This window comes from Pseudomonadota bacterium (assembly GCA_039193195.1).
GTDB lineage: Bacteria > Pseudomonadota > Gammaproteobacteria > Steroidobacterales > JBCBZW01 > JBCBZW01.
In genome coordinates this window covers 1-20,120 of record JBCCWS010000017.1, presented here as the reverse complement: position 1 = coordinate 20,120, position 20,120 = coordinate 1, and the positions used below count along the sequence as shown (strand labels likewise).

Here is a 20,120-nt window from a genome sequence, read left to right as displayed (position 1 = left end):
GGCAAGCAGCTCACTCGACCACTCTGAATTCCGTGGGCGGTTTTGGCGCGGGACCCAGGACAATCGGTTGCCCCGCGTTTTCGAACAACGCATAGGTGTACTGAAGCTCGCCCCTATTTTGCGCTAGGAACCTGAATCCAGTGGCGGAGGCGAGCAGCGAGTCTGTGTAGTGTCCCACGGTCGCCGGGCCGTAGCGGAACTCCTGGATGAACCCCCAACGTGCCCAAGCCGCCTCTAGATAGCTGCCCTCCCCGGTGAACTTGTAGGCGAACACCAGGCCGTTGATCGACGATAGGGTGTAGACGTTTTGAGTGCCGTAGCCGCTTGCGCTCGTATCCAGGCGCACGCCCGTATTGATGTTGAGTCCCGTCAGCAGCGGCACCCGCCCGTCCGGATCCGGACCGAAGTCACGGTAGTAAGTCGCCATCGAGACCAAACGCTCTCGCAAAGTCTCGGCTCGCGGGTCGTTCTCGCCATTGAGCACACGCCAGGCGTGCCACAGCGAGTCCATCCAAATCCCCATGTGAAAGGTATTCGCGATGCGGTCGCCAGCGGCGTAGTCGAAGCCGTTCGAGCCAGTGGGCCCGCTGCCGTTGAAATACATGCCATAGGTCGCATCGAAGTCGGGCGCCTGCAGCACCATATCGACAACTTGATCGCGCCAAGCGAGATTGGACGCCGTGGGTGAAACCTCACTCGCACACACGGCGAAGCGAAGCTGTCGCGCCCAGCGGCGGGAACCGTTACCCCGATCCAGTAGCTGGTCTCCGGGCGAGTTGGCGCTGAAACCTGGATTCCAGCTGACCATGGCGGCAACGATACCGTCGATGGCTGCGAGCGCCGCTGCGCCTCCGTCCGGCTCCCCGTCTGCTTCCGTCTTGTACCAGTCGCACAGGCCCCATCCGTAGAGATGGTCGTAGTTATTCTCGGTCTCGCGGCCTGGCCCCGTCAGCTCGTCGACGTAAGACTCGACGAAGAAGGTCTTCAGGTTCTCCATACGCTGACGCCAAACAGTGGTAGGACGAACACCATCGAGGCGCTTCCACATGTGGTAGGCCGTCCATAGGTCGTCTCCCTCCGTAATTTCGTGCATCTCCGTATTGGTGATGTAGTCGAGCCCACCAAAGGTAGCGAGTGCCGTGTCCGAGTAGTTGCCGCCCTCAATATGCTCAAAAAAGCCTGCGTCCACGGTAAGTCCGCGAGCGGGATCGCGGTACGCACTGTCCTCGTCGTTCCAATCCGGAAGCGTCACGAACAGGCCTTGTGCCAACGCGGCGTGCCCCAAGCTGAGGAGGCACGTGAGAGCACTGGTAGCCAGAAATCGACGCTGCACCACGTCTTTTGCGGAAGGGCTCTGTATCAGCATGTGAGAAAGCTCTCGGGGCTGGGTCGGGAAGCACGTAGTTCGCCGGCGGCGGGCCGTGGCCGCCTATCAGCCGTCCGATACCCCACGCTCCCACTGGTTGCCAGGGCGCTTCGGTGACGGCTCCCTACGATGGAATGGGTGCCAGGCGTCAGTCGAATCGTCGCGAATCCGCAACACCCACCCGACCGACGCGCGCACCGTAGCACAGGGGTACGATCGCGTCGATGAATTGGCCGACGACCGAGCCTGTGCACCGGCTGCCCATCGCTGCGGTCCATGCCCCGCCTCCCAGGACCTACCTGTAGTATGTTCCGCCAGGCGCGGTACGAGCGCTCTCAGGCAGCCGTCGAGCGGAAAGGGAATAGACAACCTTGAACAACAACCTCGCCTTCGTCCTTGGGGCCTCCAGGTCGGGCACCACTTGGTTAGCCAAGATAATCGACAGCCATCCCGATGTGCTCTACCGCCATGAACCGGACATTCCCCAGACCGGCCCGAGCCTGCCGCTGTTTTGCCGCCAGGATGAGGTGGCGCGCCACGTAGACATTGCCAAAGCGTCCTTACGACGCTACGCACACACACGCCATGTTCGCGCAACAGGCGTCAGACCGTATTTCCGCAAGAACTACCTGAGCGGGCTCCAAGCGCAGACGCGCGAGAGCCTAATCTACTGCCTACGCGCCCTAGAGCGCCTGCCGATTGGCGAGCTTGCCTATCGCCTAGCAATCCCGGACTTCACTTCCCTCGACGGCGCCCTGCCCCTCTGCCTAATTAAGTCAGTCAGCTCGCTGGGTCGGATCAACCTCCTGCTTCAATCCCATCCCGGCGCGAAGTTCATCATCATCATCCGCCACCCATGCGGATATGTAGCATCGCGCCTGCGCCAGCCGAAGGTCAGCAGCGATTGGAAGAGCGTCGGGGCCGGCCTTCCTCAGGCCGAACAAGCGGAGCGTCGCGGCATCGGCAGCGCCGAGATTGACGCGATGTCAGTGCTTGAACGCCTGGCATGGGTGTGGACGATCTTCAACGAGAAAGCGCTCGAGGATTGCGCTGCGAATCAGCGTGTCAAAGTACTGCGCTACGAGGATCTGTGTATTGCACCTGCGCAGCAGGCACGGCAGGTGCTGGACTTCCTCGGCCTCGATTGGCAACCACAGACTGAGCAGTTTGTCAGCGCCAGCACCACCCAGGAGAAGGAGTCCTCAGACTATTACTCGATCGTGCGCGACACGAGCCGAGAGCTAGAGAAGTGGCGCAATCAGCTCGAACACGCCCAGATCCAAACGATCCGATCGATCGTGGAGGACTCGTTGCCCGGGAAGTTGTTCCTTGAGGGCAGCGACCCTCTAACCCAATCCGAATCGCGTACCTCCTAGTGTGCTGTCCCGTAAGTTCGTTGAAAAGTCGCACGGGGCTTTCTGTTCCTAGGCGCGGCGCGAGGACGAGCGTGGCAGGCCCCACGGGAGGAGGAGCAAAGTGCCTGGGGGCAAAAAGTACCCGCGAATTCTTCAACGAACTTGGGGGGCAGGACACTAGGTACGCGCTGATTCCGGGGCGAAGGCAGGGCAACCGGACGCGGGCGGCTCACTCCTCGACTCGCTGCTCACGCCACACTCCTGCACGCACCAGCTTGTCGCGTAAACCCATTAGCGGATAGCCGATTTCATAGGCGCGCTGGGCGTGCTCCAACGCTGCGTCGTACTGGTTCGCGTCAGCCAGGGCCAGGCCGTAGTTGTAGTGCGTCTCAGCGGAGTCAGGTTGCATGGCCACGGCACGCTCGTAGTGCCCCCGAGCTTCTTCGAAGCTGCCACCGTTTTTGGTGAGGTAAATCCCGTACAGCAGATGCGCGTTGGCGTCCTCTGGAGCGAAGGCGATCGCTCGTTCGTAATAGCAGTAGGTGGGCCATTTCAGTCCGTGCGGCAGGCCGACCCCCGTATGCAGACTCTGCAGTTGCGCCAGGGCAAAAAGCGCCCGGTGATGATTTGGGAAGGCGCGCAGGGTGTAGTCTATGCCGCCCCCAGGGGGTCGACCGCGATGGTCGATCTGCAGCGCCTCGACGAATCGTTGAAAATGGTGAATCTCCACGATCTCGAGCTTGTCGCGCTTGTGAATCGGGTTGGTGTAGTCGTAGGGCCCGTACGGATTCTGCAGCTTCCCACACTCGTAAGGCAGGGCCGCCCAGCTTGGCAGCGCGATCGCGAACAAAGACGCCACGATCAGTGCGCGACTGCGCGCTACGAACGTTACTGCAGTTCCCATGTAGATACCCTCCTTCTGGTGCCGCTGTACGTGAAAGGTGACACCTCTCAAGGTGCCCCACGACCACACCTGCGCCGTAGCGTTTAGTGTACTATCTTCGCGCCGCAGCACGATACAACGCAGCTACCGCTGTCGACCGGGTTCGGCCGCGAAAGGTTCCCCTGAGATCGATGCGAGAGCCCCGCGCAAAACAGTGACGGTCGTCACTGCCTATCCACGCCGACCGGATTATGCTCCCGAGGTGCAGATTGCGTGCATAACGACCACCTAAACGCTACGCCGTACAGCCACCCACAGGCCCGGACAGGCCCAACGTCGAGGCGGTTCCTTCACCGCTCCCCCCCGTGCGAAAGCGTACCGCTGGACGCGACCGTCGGTGGTGTCAACGGATCGACAGGAGCCTCGCACTGAATGCTACAGACACTCCTCGATCGATCAACGGTCGACGACGCTAACGTCCTCGGCGCCAGCAGCAACGTGCTACTGCAGCTCGTCGGCACGGTGTTCTCACTCTGCTTGCTCTCCTGGTTCACCGTCGATCCACTCAAGTATGTGTATCTGGAGCATTCGCGCGCAGGCGGTGATTTGTCTTCGCTGCCTTGGGCGCTGCTGGGCTCGTTCAACGTCCTCGACTACGTCTTGCTGGCGAGCTCGACCACGCTGGCACTTCTGATCCTCATTGGGGAAGTTCGGGGGCGTCAGCTCTCACGCACACTGCAATGCCTCTCGCCCGCTGGCCTGAAACTGCTCATGCTGGGCCTGTTCACCTGGTTCGCCCACTCATTGATCACTCCTGGCGCCTTGGTGGGCGGCGACTACTCGTCCCACGTGGCGCGCATCGCGCATTTTCGCGATGCGCTGACGGACGGCGAGTTCGCCCTTTGGAATAACTATTCCTACGCAGGGTCTAGCTTTCTCGAGTTCACGGGCCCCTTCTATTTCGTGTTCGGCGGCGCGATCGACTGGCTGCTGCGAGCCCCCAATCTGACCACGAAGCTGATTCTGTTCATATCCCACATTGCGAGCGGGGCATGCTTCTATTGGTGCCTACGCCAACACGCCCTAGGGCGCTTCGGGGCCTGCCTAGGCGCGCTGGTGTTCGCAGGCTCCCTGTCCCACCTTCACCAGGTGCTGATGGATGGCAACCATCCGCAAGCCATCACTTACCTGTTGATGCCCCTCACCTTCACCCTCCTTACCCAGCTGCTGACCCAGGACCGGTATCGCCCGATCACTTGGTTTTCACTCACGCTGCTAAACGGCCTGTTGTTGGTTCATCACCAATCCATGGCTAAGGCCTTCGGGTCTTTGATGATCTTGCACTCGCTTGTCTATCTGGCGTCACACCCGGCGCGCTGGCGCGTTATCGTGCCGCTCAGCACCTCCGCCGTAGCGAGCATCGCCCTGGCGCTCGTGTCCATCGTTCCCGTTCTGTTGGAGCGCGAGGCCGTCATGCTGTACGAAGACGTTCACTTGTTCAGCTGGGCGCTACCTTCCGCCGACGTGTGGAAGGCGCTTTTGCTGTGGAATCCAGTGCCATCAGGTCATCTCAGCTATCTGGGCGCAACGGGCCTGCTAGTCATGGGGGCCGCCGTGGTGGCGACCTTTACGCGCGCAAGTGCGGGTAACGGGCGCACCTGGTTGCTCGTCAGCCTCGTGCTGTGCACCGCCTTCGCCCTCACGGATCGCGGCCATCATGTGAAATTCATGGTGGCGACTCTATTCGGCTACGCGTTCCTCGTAGGCATCGCCGCAGACCACCTGCGAAGGACGCTCGGCGTGCGTTCGCCACTGCTCGCCGGGGTTACGCTGCTGGTGGTGCTGGACCTCTGCAGCACCGCACTGCAACCGTACAACCGCACCGATAAGTCCTACCTGGACGATGCGGGACGCCATCTCGAAGCCACGCCCTCACTCGGTCGCGTCTTGCAGACACGCACGTGGGGCGGATCCGGAGAACTCTTCGCCTCGATCGGCCCCGGCGCGGGGATACTCTCCTACTACCGTAGCGAGCAGCTAACGGGTGCACACAACCTCGCGGCCTCACGCGCCCACAACTACATCGGCGCGGTGATAAAGCGCGTCGAGCACGACCTGCGCAGTACCGGTGCCTTAGCGGAGGACACCCGCACTCTCCTGGCCCTGTTGAACGTGCATACGATCGTGAACGACACGGGAAGGCAGATGGGATTGCCAGCATCGGTAGTCAGCAACGCTGAGCACCCCACGCTCGGCGCGTACATCGATGTCGGCCCCGCACCAGCGGTGACCTACGCACCCCAGCTCGCGGTACAAGATCCCTCAGCTCTGGATAAGCCCGCGTTTTGGAATGAGGACTTTGCCGCGGCGAGTGACGCGACGATACGCGTGGACGAGTATCTGGACGAGCTGCTCGAGCGGATGGCCCTCGACCGGGAGCGCGGTATCGCCTCACAGCTCGTCGTACGTCACGCACCCGACGCCGCGCTCGCCCCACCGCCAACTGATGCAGACACCAGCATAACCGTCTCCAAGCACCAGGTTCACCAGACCTGGGCGGAGATTGAGTTCGTGGCCTCAAACGCAGGCTACGTACGCTTGCCTCACGTTTGGCACCCTACACTCACGGTGTCACGCGACGGCGTCCCGATCACCGCCGTTGCCAGCGCCCTCAACTTCGCGGTCGTACCTGCTCGACCGGGAGTGAACAACCTGGAGCTACGCTACGGTTGGAGCCGCGTGCAGCTTGGATCCCTAGGCGTCTCGACCTTCGTCCTGGTCTTGCTGTCCGGCGGACTGGGCGTGTCGCTACTGCAGGCACGACAGCGCACCCCGCCCGGCACGCAATAGAAGGAGCAGGCAATATGTGTCGTCTGGCCGTTGGAAAATCAGGATATCTCTCATGACTGCACTTGAGGCCCGCCGCGCCAATCTGATCGAAGACCCGGCTGCAGGTATCGAAATCAGCCTCGTTGCCCCGATGTTCAACGAAGAGCAGGCTATCCCGCCCTTCCTTGAGCGCGTCGTTCCCATCGTCGAGGAGCTCTCCTCTAGCTACGAGATCGTCTGCGTGAACGACGGTAGCAGTGACACAACCCTCGCAATGCTGGTTGCGGCTAGACAGGCCAACCCTGCTATTAAAATAGTTGACCTTACTCGAAACTTCGGTAAGGACATCGCCTTGACAGCGGGGATCAACCATGCGCGAGGGCGAGCGGTGATACCGATCGATGCGGATCTGCAGGATCCACCAGAGGTCATCACCGAGATGGTGCAAAGGTGGCGGGAGGGCTACGACGTCGTTCTAGCCGCACGTAAAGATCGCGCCAGTGACTCCGCGCTGAAGCGCTGGAGCGCGCGAATGTTCTACCGCACAATCGGCCGCATCAGCGATACGCCGATCCCCGAGAATGTGGGGGACTTTCGCCTCATGTCACGTGCCGTCGTCGAGGCCGTGCGACAACTCCCAGAACGCACGCGTTTCATGAAGGGCATCCTGTCGTGGGTAGGTTATCGCCACACGACCGTCTACTACACTCGACCCACGCGCGTCGCTGGCACCACAAAGTGGCGATTCTGGCCACTTTGGAACTTCGCGCTCGACGGTATCGTCTCCTTTAGCACGTTGCCGTTGAAGCTGTGGAGCTACCTCGGAATCGTATGCGCCGGCTTCGCACTGCTGTACATGATTTACATCGTAATCAAGACCCTACTGCTCGGCGCGGACGTCCCAGGGTACGCGTCATTGATCACCGTATCGCTGTTCTTCAACGGCTTGGTTCTCACCGGAATGGGCGTAATAGGTGAGTACCTCTCGCGAGTATTCATCGAGGTCAAGGGCAGGCCGCTCTACCTTGTGCGCGAGCGATGGGGTGTAGAGGATGACGCTGGCTCGGATCCAGACCGGAACACGTAGGGCCAGGTGGACATGACGACCGGCTGGCGAGATCGCGCCCGAGTTCTACTCCAGTACATCAAGTTCGCGCTGGTCGGTGGGCTGGCCACGCTTACCCACGTTGCAGCCTTCGCAGCCTTCAACGAGCTCACCTCGCTTACACCCTTGCTGGCGAACTTTGCCGCCTTCGGAACGGCGTTCAGCGTCTCATTCTTCGGCCACCTGAGGTGGACCTTCGCCCAGCACGATGTGCAACCGGCGGCGGCACTAGGGCGCTTCGCCGCGGTGGCGCTCGTAGGGCTCTCCCTAAACACGCTGATCGTCTACCTGATCACCGACGTCCTAGCTTGGTCCTACATCGCGGCGATACCGCCGATGGCTACCCTAGTCCCCATCTCAACGTTTGTGTTGAGCAAGTACTGGGCCTTCGCCATGCGCACAGCGCGGTAGCCACAGGTTCTCGGGCGCAGATCGTGCCACCGCACGGCCCCGCGGCAGGTCACCAGGCGCACTTCGTGAGCGTTGACTGCCCGCAGACCATTGGGTAGCGTACCGCCCGCTGGCGGGCTGACGTCCACCAGCATCTCCCACCCACCACCAAGGACTGGGGCTCTGTGACCACGCAAGATGGAAATCGCGAGAAGCCGTCCGGAGCCGGTATCGGCAAACACCTTCCCCTCGTTGGCTTCATGCTCTCGCCGGTTATCCTGGGGTTCCTCCTTGGGGTTTACGTCGGTGCTGAGGAAGTGTTTCCGTACAAGCACATCCGGGACGCGCGCAATACCCTAAGCTCGCTCGCTTCACTGCTTGAGAAGCGCAAGCACCCCAGCTTCCAGCGTTTCTCCGAGTATGACGTAGCGGACCTGTCTCAACTGCGTATCGAGTCCGACCCAAGCGCGTCGCCGGACGACTCCTACCTCTTTTTCGGCGGGCTCAACCAGTATCGTGAGCTGTGCCCGGAGCAAGGATGCGCCGCCGTACACATGGCTGGCACCGGAGAGGTTCTGCACGCTTATCCCTACAGGCCGGAGGAGATCTTCGCAGCGAATTCAGCAACCGAGCATCCGCACGAGTTCCTCCAGTTCGACCCCGCGCAAGACATGCGCCCGGTAAGCGCCAAGCTCCTCCCAGGACGCGACCTGCTAGTGATCTTCGCCAGGACCAAAGACGCGCAGGTCTTTCCCTTTGGTACCGGCGTTGCCCGCATCGCGCCGGACGGTCAGCCTCGATGGTACCGCTTCGATTACAGCCATCACTGGCCCTCACCCAGCGTTGGAGATCACCTGCTTATCCCCGCCGCCCGAGTAAGAACTACTCCGGTGGAACTCGCCTGGCACGCGAGGGACTCGTACATGCTTCCCTGCAGCGCGAAAACCTACGACGACACGGTTCAAGTGATGAATCCGGCGGGTGACGTGCTCGAGGAGATCTCTATCTTGACCGCGCTGGAGCAATCCCCCTTTCGGGGCTTGTTGGAGCAAACCACCGATCCCTGCGATCCCCTGCACCTGAATTTCATCGATGTGGTGCGAGACACTGACCCAACCGTCGAGGACATCACGACAGGCGATTGGGTGCTCTCACTGCGTAACTTGAGTGCGTTCGCAATCGTTGATTCAAACAACGGCCGCATCAAGAGAGTCATCAGAGGTAGCTTCAGCCAGCAGCACAGCGTGCAGCACCTCACTGGGCCACGCTATCTGCTGTTCGACAACAAGGGGGGCAACTGGGACGGTGGTCCTTCGCGAGTCTTGGAGCTTGACCTCGCCACCGGCAGCGAGCGAACCGTGTTTCCAACGGCAGCTCACCTCGACCGGCATCGAAAGCTGTTTCAAAAGGCCGTTGGACACCTATCGATTTCGAAGGACAGGACGCGCGTGATCGCGACGTTTACCTCCTATGGGCTCGCCTTTGAGATCCGCTTGGCGGATGGCCGGTTGCTGCGCGAGTTCCGCAGCATCCACGACGTCTCGGACGTGCCAACGCTAGCCGCGAGGGGCACCACTGCCGCTGTATTTGAGTTGTTCGGAGTCGAGTACGCTGTGACCGACTGAGGCTCGGCACGACGCCGCCGTAGCCCACAAAGCCAGATGCTGCGCGATACGGGGCTCTCCCAAGCCGCGACAGTTAGGGAAGAAGGCGTTCACAACCACTATCGTGAACGCGCCCGATGTCGTGACTGGGCAACGCGGTGGATTACTGGCGGTCGGCTTCCGCAAGCTCCGCACGCCCCTTCATCCGGGCACGAAGGCGCTTCAGCGGGTACCACACGAAGCCGACGATCGCCAGACAAACTGCGCCGAGCAGCGCCACTAAGGATCCGATTGCCGTGATCCCAGCGCCCGGACCGATGTAAGCTTCCGCGCTACCCGTGAACAGAACTGCGAGCCCGAAGGCCAACGAAACGAGCACCTTAGCCACTGCTGCTATCCTCCCTTAGCTGACGCGCCCGGGGTCGGGCGGCCGGTCCTTTTTTTGGAACTATTCTTAAACGCCGGCGTTAGATCAAGCGAACTCTCCGTCGCTTGCCGCACCATTCTCTCAGTCGAAAGGGGAAAACTCCAGCGCCGCTCATCAAGGCCCTGGATCCGCCACCAGCGGTCGTCAATCCAGCGATACGCCGGCAGGAGCCTTCGGCTGGAGCGTCCCATCGTCAGCAGATACCGTGTACTGCTGGGTCTGAGAGGGGGCCGTAGGCGTCCCACTAATGACGCTTCCGGTGAGCGTCAGGCCAGGCGGCAAAGGTAGGTCGATGGAGAACTCCAGGGCGTCTCCGTCAGCATCCGTAACGTAATCTGCCAAGTCGATCATGACCGGTTGACCAACCGCAAAGGTCTGATTGGGCACTCGAGACCAGACGGGCAGCGAGGCCGCCTTCGCTGGCGGGGTGACCGACAGGCCGCCACCTACTGCGCAGACGCTGAGGGCCTGTCCTGTCGTCTTCACGAATTCGCGGCGAGTGAGTCCGGATCGGACGTTCTCCAAAGTCTTGGACACGGGCGCTTACTCCGACGTTCGGTAGAAGTAGATTTGTGAATCGTGCGCGTTGTTCAGCACAAAGCCTGCGAGCTCCGGCACGTAGCTCCACCGCCCAAAGGTGCCACCGGTGCGTTGTTGATCCGGCGTGTCGCCGTGAAACGTCTCCGTCACCCACGGCGTGCTCGCCGACCCTCCTGCATCGAGCCAGGCAACGGTGTTGCTGCCCGCCGGCATGTTCTGATTCGCGTCCGTCACCCCGGTGGTGGGCGTGTAGATCCTATCCTGACGAGTGTCATATGCGACTGCGGCCTTGGTGTTTGTCGGCACTGGGCCGCCCCACAGCTCACCAACCCCGGTCTGAACATTGATGCGCCCTGCGTTGCGACCGGTCTCCTTCAAAAAGAACAGGTAGTCTCTCGGTCCCATCGTGCAGATGGCGCAGTCGTTGGGACTGCCGTCGCCGGAAAAGGCGATATCCGCCCAGGTGCGACTAATCGGGTCATAAGCACCGAAGCTGTCATCGCGAGCGCCCTTGCCCTTGGCATAAAACAAGCCCGTATGCGGATGGAAAGTCGACATCGAGTGCGTCGCGGGAAAGAGCCCGTGCGGCGAGTGCGTCACCGGACTGGCCTTCGCGGCATCCCACTCCCCGGCCACCACATCGAAGACATCTATGTCGGCGACGGTCCCGCCGTCTGCGCAGTAGGGCGAGTTCGACCAGAGCATTACGATCCGGTCGAGCCCAAAGCTGAAGTCTCCCACCGTATGGCGACTCGTCGGCCGTCCGTCCGCATTCCTAGCCACGCAGGTCAGGATATCCTCGTTTGCGGACTGCGCCCCCCAACGGCGCCACTGCGGGGTGCTTGAGTTCGTGCCGAACAGAGGCCCGAAAGCGTAGATGGAGTTGTCCGCATGCGTCGCGTGACCTCCCCCACACACGCAAAGGTAGGGTTGGCCATCCAAATAGGCCACGGTGCCGCCGCTAAAGGAGTAAAGCCCCCGTGGCCACCCGGTTCCGCCGGCCACGATGTCCGTCGGCTCAGTCCAGCCGTTGTCCGTGATTGCTTGGTCCAGCGAGGAGTTTGGGATCGCCCTGATTACGCCGGGCGCCTGCCAGTCCGGGTACCAGTCCGGGAGCGTACCGACGGTAATCGAAAAGGATGTCTCTACACCCGCCATGCGTTCCTCCGCAAACGATCTATTGTGAGCAGCCGTATTGATGAGTTGATCAGCTCGTGTAACGTCCGAGCCAGATCCTGGCGTACGTTAGCGTGTCTTGGCGGTGCGAATCGTGACGGAGGTCAAGTGCCGCGCTCGCATCGCGAACGGAGCTGACGACTTGCCTCAAAAGTTGCCGCGCCTCGCCGAGACCTCAACTCACCCCCAACTCTCGAAACACCCCTTCCACGACCTCGGCGTTTCGCGCCCAAGTGAACCCGCGCTCATCGATGCACTCGCGCGCCCGCTCGCCCAGGCGTTGGCGTAGTGTCGGCTGCTCACAAAGCGTCTCCACAGCATTCAGCAAGTCGTCTGGCTTCGCGGGGTCGAACAACCAGCCCGTATCGCCATGGACGAGCACCTCGCGGATGTTCGAAGTGTTTGGCGCTACCACGGCGCAACCCATCGCCAAGTACTCGAAGAGTTTTAGTGGCGATGCGTAGGCAACGACATCGGGCTGTAAGGCCACATCGAAGGCCCCGACGAACCCCGCCACATCCTGCCGCGCCACCACCCCGGTGACGGTGACGCGATCGCTCACCTCGAGCTCTTGAGCACGCGCCTCGATCTGCGCGCGGGCCGGTCCATCGCCCACCACAAGCAGGTGTCGCTCTGGTGAGCGCGACACCAGATCGACTGCGCGGTCGAGGCCGTGCCATTCGCGGACGAACCCGGTGAAACCGAGGACTAGGCGACCTTCGAGGCCCAGAGCCCGCTTGGCCTGCTCTCGACCAGGGACGTGAGCGAACTTGTCCCAATCGATGCCGTTGGGGACGACAGTAATGCGCTCCGCGCTGACGCCTTCGTTAACCACCATGTCCGCAAGTACCTGGGTCACCGGCAAGGTGCGATCAGCGTGGCGCCAGCAGTAGCGCTCACTCCAGCGCGCCAGCCCCTGAAGGGCCAATCCGCCACTGTGCTTTGCCCGCTCTTCGCGAAGAGGTGCATTGATCTCAAGGAGCATCGGCAAACGATACCGACGCCGTATCCAAATACCAGCGGGAAGAAATAGGCTGTAGCGCTCGTAGAGGCAGTCTGGTTGGTGTTCGCGCACGGCGCGAGCAAGCTTACGGTAGGCGACGAGGCTGTAGCTCAGCTCCGCGAATTCGTAAAGCGCCTTGGGCAAGTGGCGCTTTAGCCAGTCGACGAAGCCACCGTCGGTCCCGAAGTCGCTCTGCGCGTTAAAGTTCGGCCCCACGATAATCAGCTCGTGGCCCCGCTCGCGAAGGGCCCGAGTGAGCTCGTCTATGTGCACAAACTGGCCGTCCTTGGAGGCCACCCGGTGATGGTAGAGGATTCTCATGCGGCAGATCAGGCCCTAGCGTGCTGCGGTCAGGGGCTTTCAACGAAGATGTTGCGGGGGGATCGCTTGCTCGACTGTGAAGGCCCAAGTTAGTGACGCTCCGAGGGCGTCGGAGCATAGCGACACGATCGAGGACGCACAAGTGCACGAGTACGATCCGAGCGGCATTGGTCGACGGACCTCAGCGTCGAACCACACGCTGGCTACCGCTCCCTATTTCAAGAGCAGTGCTACACTGCGCCTGGCCCCGTCAGCACCCTCGCCCGTTCTCCGCACCCTCGGCAGACTATTGCGTCGACTCACCTCCACATTCTCGCGTTTCGGCGCTTTCAACGGTTGCCTCTATCTGTTCGCGCGTCTGGCCAAAGGCACCACGGGTGGGCACATATCGCTGCGCCGATACCTGTTCTTCGCCCAAGCCGTTCCACCGCAGGACCCTAAAGCGCAAAAGCGCAGAGCACGTTTCGCCCCGATCCGCAGCGCCCTGCCGGACGACCCGCTCGTCGAGCAGTTCCCGCGCTGCGCCACTGTGCTCGAGACTCGCTGGAGAGAGGGATCGCATTGCCTTGCCGCTGACCACGAAGGGCAATTCCTAGGCTACATCTGGCTGCACTTTGGCGCCTACGTAGAGGACGAGGTTCGCTGTCGCTTCGTGCCCACGCCTGGCGACAAGGCAGCGTGGGACTACGACGTATACGTGATTCCCGAACGCCGGCTGGGGCTTGGATTCGTCTGCCTGTGGGACGCAGCCAACGAGTATCTGCGCGAGCGAGGCTATGAGTGGAGTGTGAGCCGTGTCTCCGCCTTCAACACTCCCTCGATCCGTTCCCACGAGCGTATGGGCGCAAAGGCGCTTGGTAGCGCCATTTTCCTTACCGTCTTTGGGATGCAGATGATGTTTTCATCGAAAGCCCCCTACCTTCATGTGTCTTTCTCCTCAGCCAACATGCCATCCATGAATTTACCTACCTGAACTGATAGGTAATTATGAAAATTCTCTACATCTGCCATCGCTTCCCATACCCACCGGCAAGCGGCGCCAAGATCCGCTCCTTCCACATGATCCGCCATCTCCACGAGCAGGGGCATGAGGTGGTGCTCGCCACGATCTACCGATCAGACGAAGAGCGAGAGGCGGGCGCGGGCATGGAGACCTATTGCAGCCGGATGATCACCGCGCAGGTGAGCAAGGTGCCCGCCGTGGTCCGCATGCTGAGCCGGCTGCCAACGCCCGTCCCTTCCTCCATGGGTTTTTTCTACTCCCCAACGCTGCATAGGCTGCTGCGCGAGGAGCTGAGCGGCGAACCACGACCGGATCTGATCATCGTGCACTGCTCCTCGGTAGCGCACTACGTGGCAGACATCGACGATGTGCCGAAGATCCTCGACTTCGCAGACATGGATTCGCAGAAGTGGCTTGCCTACGCCTCCTATCACAGGTTCCCCCGCAACCTTGGCTACTGGCTAGAGGGCAGCAAGATGGAGCGCGCAGAACGCCGCCTGGCCCCGCGCTTCGAACTCAGCACCTGCACTACTCCCGAGGAGACCGCCACCCTCGACGGCTTCGAGACGGGTGCGCGCACGGACTGGTTCGTCAACGGTGTAGATACGGAGTACTTCAGCCCGATGGAGGAGACCGATCGCCACCAGATCTGCTTTGTCGGGCGCATGGACTACTACCCGAACATCCAGGCGATGGTGAACTTCTGCGCTGAGGTCTGGCCGGCGTTGAAAGAGCGCTACCCCCAACTCCAGCTCGCGATCGTGGGCGCCGAACCGACCGCCGATGTGCGCAAGCTCGCCGCCCTGGAGGGCGTGGAAGTGACCGGCTCCGTGCCCGACGTGCGGCCCTGGGTTGGCCGCTCGCGCCTAAGCGTCGCGCCTCTGACCATCGCTAGGGGCACGCAGAACAAGCTGCTCGAGTCGATGGCCATGGGCGTTCCCGTGGTGTGTAGCGCCATCGCCGCCCGAGGCGTGGACGTCGAGGTCGGTAAGCACCTGTTGGTGGCCGACACGCCCGAGGACTACCTCGATCAGGTGGGACTGTTGCTCGAGTCCGATGAGCGACACGAGGCCCTGTCGATTGCGGGCCGCAAACGTGTCCTCAGCCATCACACGTGGGACACAGCGATGAAGCGCTTCGATGAGCTGGTGGGCGAGACCGTGAACAGCCGGCGGACTTAGCGAAAAAGGCTAGAGCGGGAGAGACACAACATCTTCCTAAGCAACGCGGTAGCACCGAGGGACGCCGCGAGCGGGCGGCTCACTGCCTAGGCGCACTCTTGGCGAGTGAAGAGCTCCCGGGGCACCTAGACATCGGCGGGCGGCGCTAAAATAGACATGATGTACTCAAAAATCCCCGGCCCTCATCAGATCGCCTCGAGCAATCGCGCGCGCTGCGCTGCGGCAAACACTGGGTAAAAAAAACCGGATACGCATGAACGCGTATCCGGTAACTCGCACTCTCGCTCGCAAATCGCTACTGGCCGAAGCGGAAGCTCGCCTCCACACCCCAGGCCTGCAGAGTCCCTGGGCTAACGAAGGCGCCGCCGAACTCCGGCGCAGGAATCACCTCGTTGAGGAAGTTCTCGTCGGTCAGGTTATTGATGAACCCGGTCACTGACCACGTCTCTCCCTGTAGTCCCGCTCGTAAGTTTACCAGGCCGTACGCATCGCGCTTGGCGAATGTCAGGTTGGACGGCGGGAACACCCCTCCCCCGAACGCTACACCACTAAACACATTCGGGACAACATCGTCGTCTTGGAGGGTGTGGAAATAGGTGTCCCCGACGTGGCTGTAGTCCAGCCGGCCGAAGAAGGAGAGGCCGTTGCCGAGGGGCTGGAGCAGCTGCAGGCCCACGTTCGCAGTGATCTCCGGCGCATAAGGCACCTCGTTGCCCACGGTCGCGGGCCGGTTGGCATTCTCCTTGATCTCACCCTCGACGATGCCGATACCGCCGTAGAGGCTAAGGTTGTCGGTGATGTTGAACGTGGCCGCGAACTCGCCGCCGAAAATCTCCACCTCGTCGATGTTGGTCACCACCCGCAGGAGGCCGAAGGTGCCCACGAAGAATTCGAAGAACTGCATATCGTCGACGTTCGTGTAGTAGGCCGCACCCTCGAGGCTGAGGCGATCGGTCGGGTTGGCCTTGAAACCCACCTCGAAGGAGTTGTTGACCTCCTTCTCGAACACATCGCTGATCGACAGGGGCGTGCCGCCTGACGGTTCGATGTACAAATCGTTGAAGAAGATGTCGATGAAGTCCGCGCTGCCCTGGTTGTTGAAGCCACCGCTCTTGAAGCCCACACCCCAGGAGCTGTAGAGCGTGAGGCCTGGCGCGGCATCCCAGGTCAGGCTGACCTTGGGCTGCAGCTGCTCGAAGGTCTCGTTGCGATCGGGCACGCTCGAGTTGAAACCAATAACGTTGTTATTCGGGCCGTACTGCACGAGCGCCGGGTTCAGCGGCGAACCCCCGTTGAAGGGCCCTGAGAACGGTAGGGCCACGGTGGGATCTAGGTCGACAAAGCTCGTGCGCAGATCCGCCGGAACGAGGTTGGTCACGTCGCGGTCTTCCACGTCGTAGCGCAGGGCCACGGCCAGCTCGACCGTGTCGCTGAGGTCGTAGGCGATGTTGCCGAAGGCAGCGTAGACGCGCGTGTCGAAGCGGTCGTAGAGCAGGCTCTCGGTGTTGCCGGGGATGATGAGCCCCGCCGGCGGCGCACCGCTGCCATCGTCCACGCCAAGGTTCACACCGACCTCGCGCTCGAGGTCCAGGAAGTAGGCACCCGCTTGCCAGCGCAGGGCTTGATCGGCGCTCGAGGTAAAGCGTATCTCGAAGCTGATGTCTTCCTGGTTGCGAATCTGGTACTGCGTGCCGTCACAGCTGGTCGGCGAGTAGGGGCCGAACACGGTCGCACCGCCACCTGCACCGGGCAGGCCGACCACGCCGCCGAAGCCGTTGTCGAAGATCGCCGGCGCGTTGAGGGCAAAGCCGGAGGCGTTCAGGGCCTGGGCACTGTCGATACAGGCCTGCTCCGCCGCCGTGAGATTGGCGTCCGGGGTGCCTATGCCGCTGATGCCGGTGAAAAAGCCGAAGTCGCCGCTGGTGCCGTCGGCAAAGAAGAACTGATCGACGTCGCTGTACAGACCCCAGGCGGTAAAGGTGCCCCAATCGGCCTCGTAGTCGAGCTTCATGGAGAACTCGGTGGACTCCTGCTCGTTTTGCGAGTCGACGTTGTTGACGAAGCGGAACTCGTGCTCATTGACGTCCTGCTCGAAGCTGCCCTGCTCGCCGCCGCCGAGGCCGGCGAGGAAGAAGCTGGCGTTGAACACGATGGCACCCGCATCCACTTCACCGTAGCGGAACTTGGTGTCTAGCTTAAGGCGATCGGTAGGTGTGAAGATCAGCCGGCCGTTGAAGTTGTAGTTCTCGAAGCGGTCGATGGAGCTGTCATCGCCGGTAAAATCGTTCGAGTAGAAACCGTCGAAGTCACGGTAGTCGGCTGCAATGCGAGCGAAGATCTTGTCTTCCTTCAGCGCGCCGCTCGCGAAGGCCGAACCGGTCACTAGGCCAAACTCACCACCGCTTGCCTTCACGCCCGCCTCGAACTCGTCGCCCGGCTCGTTGGTAGTTACAATGATGGCGCCCGCGCCCGCGTTGCGTCCATACAGAGCACCCTGTGGGCCCTTCAGCACTTCGATCTGGGCCAGGTCAGCGAACTCGCGGTTGAAGGAGCTTGGGTTGGTGTAGAGGATGCCGTCGACGATGAAGGCAAAGCTGGCCTCACCGTCACGCGTACCGTTGATGCCGCGGATGCTGACCTGCGTGTCGCCGACCTCCGCGGTGTTGACCAAGGTCACCCCCGGCGTGAGGGCGATGAAGTCCTCTGCGCGCCTGATGCCAGCGTTGTTGATGTCCGCCTCGGTAAACGCAGTGATGGCCGCGGGCACGTCGGAGAGGGACTCTTCGCGTTGGCGGGCGGTCACAATGACCTCTTCCATGCCCTGAGCGCCCGCTGGCGTCCCCGTCACACTCAAGCCAGTGCCCGTTACGCCCGCGAGCACCGCCGGCAACACACAACGCCTCACACTCATACTTTTCCCCCCGATCGGTCGATGAGCCATATCACCCGGTCCTTGCCGCGCCCAGCGCGGCGGACTGATGACGAAACGATGATCGAAATATACCCGTCGCATCCCAGCCCATGTATACGATATGGCGTAATTTTGGGGGGTTAGGCCCCCTGAAGCCCCTGATTTTGGCCTTCACCTGTATACAATCTGACCTTCATGAGCGCGAGGTAATCGATTGAGCAGAGCCAACGACAAGGCCTATGAGCGCATTCGGGAAGAGATTCTGAGCGGCCGGCTAGCGGCCGGTGAGCATCTGCCAGAACAGCGCATCGCTGAGATCACGGGCGTCAGCCGCACGCCTGTGCGCGAGGCTCTGCGTCGTCTGCATGCGGAACGATTCGTCCGCTACATCCCCAATCGGGGAGCGTACGTGGCGGAATGGTCGGCGAGCGAGGTGGCCGAGATCTTCGACTTGCGATTGCTCCTCGAGGGCTATGCGGCGGCCCGGGCAGCGGAACGGATGACGGAGGCGCGCCTCGAGGTGCTGCGCGGATGCGTGGGACGGATCGACGCCCTACTAGCCGAAGGGGAGCATCTGGACTACGACGGGCTGTTGCGGGCCAATCACGAATTTCACGACACCCTAATCGACGCGGCGCAGAGCCCACGTCTACGCGACCTGCTGCACTCCCTGCTCGAGACGCCGATGATTCTGCGCACGATGAAACGCTACAGCCACGCGGACATCGTACGCAGCAATCAACATCATGCCGAGATGGTGCAAGCCTGCGCGGCGGCCGATGCAGATTGGGCGCGAAGTGTCATGACCGCCCACCTTCGGGCGGCCCGCGCCACCCTCGGCGCCTAAGCATCGGTGCTAGTTCAACTTGTTCGCGCGCCAGTACTTGGTGCCCGTGATGTCGGCCTGCAGGATCAGGCCCGCATCGGTGAGTTGGTAGTAGGCCACGCCATTGTGGAAGTCGGCACCTACATCACCGCCGGCACGACCTGCAGTCGCATCCGCTGACACGCCGCCTTTCCAAGCGTTGTCGATGAAACTGGCGTACTTGTCAGCGGTTTGGAACAGAAACACGATGTTGTACGACTTGCCCCCGAGCCCGAGATTGAGCCCCCCGGTGCCCATGTTCATGTAGGTACGCTCGCCGCTTGATCGATCCACGGCCACGCCCTGCCCCCCGCCACCGGTGACGACCAGGGACACCTTGACTACATTGAACACGGCATAACCCGCCGCGTTGTCGAATAAGCTCTTCGCTGCTGGCTTCTCCTCGAACAAGCGCTCTAACGTCAAGCGCTCGTTCAAGTCGATCTCCGCTCGCTTGCGGTCGCTGCGATCAGCGCTAGCGATCAGCGGGGCGCAGCATAGGGCGGCAAAAGTGAGCCACGATGCCCACCGCGCCAGGTGCCAGTTCCCATCCGTGCGTACTTCCTTCATTCTTCCTCCGGCCCGATAGCCTATGCACGTAACAACGCGCGTGATTTCAACGAGTTGACCTGATTCGGTCAGAAATGTTCCCACATACCGTGATGGGCGCGGGTTCCCAACCTGACTCCCCTGCGCGCAGGTGCGCGACCCTCACACTAGGTCAAGACCACGCGACCTTACCACCGAACATAACCATTCGCTAAAGTTCGATCAGCGCATCACACAAGCCACGCCAGCGAAGCGCCGAGCCGTAGCAACTTATCTCGGTGTCCCGATCGACGCCCCACGTTGAAGCGACAGTTCAGTGACAGACTCCCCAGATCTCATCTTGCGAACTGTGGGACAATCGCTGGCCGCGGGGCCAGTGGTAAACGCTCCTCGCCCTGCACACAACCAGAACGACAAGCAGAGAAGGAACAACTCCTCGTGATGACCCTACGCACTACGTGCTTGGCGGCGGCCCTCGCGCTCCTGCCGGCCCTCTCCTTTGCTCAAAGCATCGACGCCACCCGCGGCGCCGACCGCGCCGTCGACTACCCCGCCCTGAAGCGACTCGGCGGCTGGGACGATCGCAACTACCAACTCACCAAGCGCGACCTC

16 protein-coding genes are annotated in these 20,120 nt (G+C 61.7%); 8 read left to right on the top strand and 8 right to left on the bottom strand.

Annotation, left to right across the window (positions count from 1 at the left end; genetic code table 11):
• Window positions 1-10: 10 nt before the first annotated feature.
• Window positions 11-1,366, bottom strand: a complete 1,356-nt coding sequence (locus AAGA68_14530) for a hypothetical protein (GenBank protein MEM9386274.1) — start codon at window positions 1,364-1,366, stop codon at window positions 11-13.
• Window positions 1,367-1,737: 371 nt separating this feature from the next.
• Here AAGA68_14530 and AAGA68_14525 point away from each other — a divergent pair, with 371 nt between their 5' ends.
• Window positions 1,738-2,742, top strand: coding sequence for a sulfotransferase (locus AAGA68_14525; GenBank protein ID MEM9386273.1), 1,005 nt, complete (start codon window positions 1,738-1,740; stop codon window positions 2,740-2,742).
• A 208-nt stretch (window positions 2,743-2,950) separates the two neighbouring features.
• On the opposite strand, the gene AAGA68_14520 is transcribed toward AAGA68_14525, so the two are convergent.
• Window positions 2,951-3,625, bottom strand: coding sequence for a tetratricopeptide repeat protein (locus AAGA68_14520; GenBank protein ID MEM9386272.1), 675 nt, complete (start codon window positions 3,623-3,625; stop codon window positions 2,951-2,953).
• Between the two features lie 411 nt (window positions 3,626-4,036).
• Here AAGA68_14520 and AAGA68_14515 point away from each other — a divergent pair, with 411 nt between their 5' ends.
• From AAGA68_14515 to AAGA68_14500, 4 genes are all read left to right on the top strand, one after another.
• Entirely contained in the window at window positions 4,037-6,454 is a 2,418-nt protein-coding gene (locus AAGA68_14515) for a hypothetical protein (protein ID MEM9386271.1), read from the top strand.
• 52 nt (window positions 6,455-6,506) lie between these two features.
• Complete coding sequence (locus AAGA68_14510; protein ID MEM9386270.1) at window positions 6,507-7,520, top strand: glycosyltransferase family 2 protein; 1,014 nt, start codon at window positions 6,507-6,509, stop codon at window positions 7,518-7,520.
• Window positions 7,521-7,532: 12 nt separating this feature from the next.
• Window positions 7,533-7,949: a GtrA family protein gene (locus AAGA68_14505; protein MEM9386269.1), complete on the top strand. Its 417-nt coding sequence runs from the start codon at window positions 7,533-7,535 to the stop codon at window positions 7,947-7,949.
• Window positions 7,950-8,113: 164 nt separating this feature from the next.
• Complete coding sequence (locus AAGA68_14500; GenBank protein ID MEM9386268.1) at window positions 8,114-9,553, top strand: arylsulfotransferase family protein; 1,440 nt, start codon at window positions 8,114-8,116, stop codon at window positions 9,551-9,553.
• Window positions 9,554-9,695: 142 nt separating this feature from the next.
• Here the strand turns inward: AAGA68_14500 and AAGA68_14495 are convergent, their stop codons facing one another.
• The 4 genes from AAGA68_14495 to AAGA68_14480 all read right to left on the bottom strand — a co-directional run bounded on the left by AAGA68_14495 (window position 9,696) and on the right by AAGA68_14480 (window position 12,999).
• Window positions 9,696-9,920 carry a hypothetical protein gene (locus tag AAGA68_14495; protein MEM9386267.1) on the bottom strand — a complete coding sequence of 75 codons (225 nt, stop codon included), beginning with the start codon at window positions 9,918-9,920 and terminating at the stop codon, window positions 9,696-9,698.
• Between the two features lie 183 nt (window positions 9,921-10,103).
• Entirely contained in the window at window positions 10,104-10,496 is a 393-nt protein-coding gene (locus AAGA68_14490) for a twin-arginine translocation signal domain-containing protein (protein ID MEM9386266.1), read from the bottom strand.
• Window positions 10,497-10,502: 6 nt separating this feature from the next.
• A complete protein-coding gene (locus tag AAGA68_14485) occupies window positions 10,503-11,657 on the bottom strand; it encodes a hypothetical protein (protein MEM9386265.1) in 1,155 nt (384 codons plus the stop codon).
• A gap of 193 nt (window positions 11,658-11,850) precedes the next feature.
• On the bottom strand, window positions 11,851-12,999 hold the full coding sequence (locus AAGA68_14480) for a glycosyltransferase family 4 protein (protein MEM9386264.1): 1,149 nt from the start codon (window positions 12,997-12,999) through the stop codon (window positions 11,851-11,853).
• A 142-nt stretch (window positions 13,000-13,141) separates the two neighbouring features.
• On the opposite strand from AAGA68_14480, the gene AAGA68_14475 reads away from it, so the two are divergent.
• Window positions 13,142-13,972 carry a GNAT family N-acetyltransferase gene (locus AAGA68_14475; GenBank protein ID MEM9386263.1) on the top strand — a complete coding sequence of 277 codons (831 nt, stop codon included), beginning with the start codon at window positions 13,142-13,144 and terminating at the stop codon, window positions 13,970-13,972.
• Between the two features lie 14 nt (window positions 13,973-13,986).
• Complete coding sequence (locus AAGA68_14470; GenBank protein ID MEM9386262.1) at window positions 13,987-15,183, top strand: TIGR03087 family PEP-CTERM/XrtA system glycosyltransferase; 1,197 nt, start codon at window positions 13,987-13,989, stop codon at window positions 15,181-15,183.
• Window positions 15,184-15,478: 295 nt separating this feature from the next.
• Here the strand turns inward: AAGA68_14470 and AAGA68_14465 are convergent, their stop codons facing one another.
• On the bottom strand, window positions 15,479-18,094 hold the full coding sequence (locus tag AAGA68_14465; protein MEM9386261.1) for a TonB-dependent receptor: 2,616 nt from the start codon (window positions 18,092-18,094) through the stop codon (window positions 15,479-15,481).
• A gap of 214 nt (window positions 18,095-18,308) precedes the next feature.
• Between AAGA68_14465 and AAGA68_14460 the strand changes: the two genes are divergently transcribed.
• Window positions 18,309-18,941 carry a GntR family transcriptional regulator gene (locus AAGA68_14460; GenBank protein ID MEM9386260.1) on the top strand — a complete coding sequence of 211 codons (633 nt, stop codon included), beginning with the start codon at window positions 18,309-18,311 and terminating at the stop codon, window positions 18,939-18,941.
• A 9-nt stretch (window positions 18,942-18,950) separates the two neighbouring features.
• On the opposite strand, the gene AAGA68_14455 is transcribed toward AAGA68_14460, so the two are convergent.
• Window positions 18,951-19,529 (bottom strand): hypothetical protein, encoded by a 579-nt coding sequence (locus tag AAGA68_14455; protein MEM9386259.1) that lies wholly within the window; start codon window positions 19,527-19,529, stop codon window positions 18,951-18,953.
• Between the last annotated feature and the right edge of the window lie 591 nt (window positions 19,530-20,120).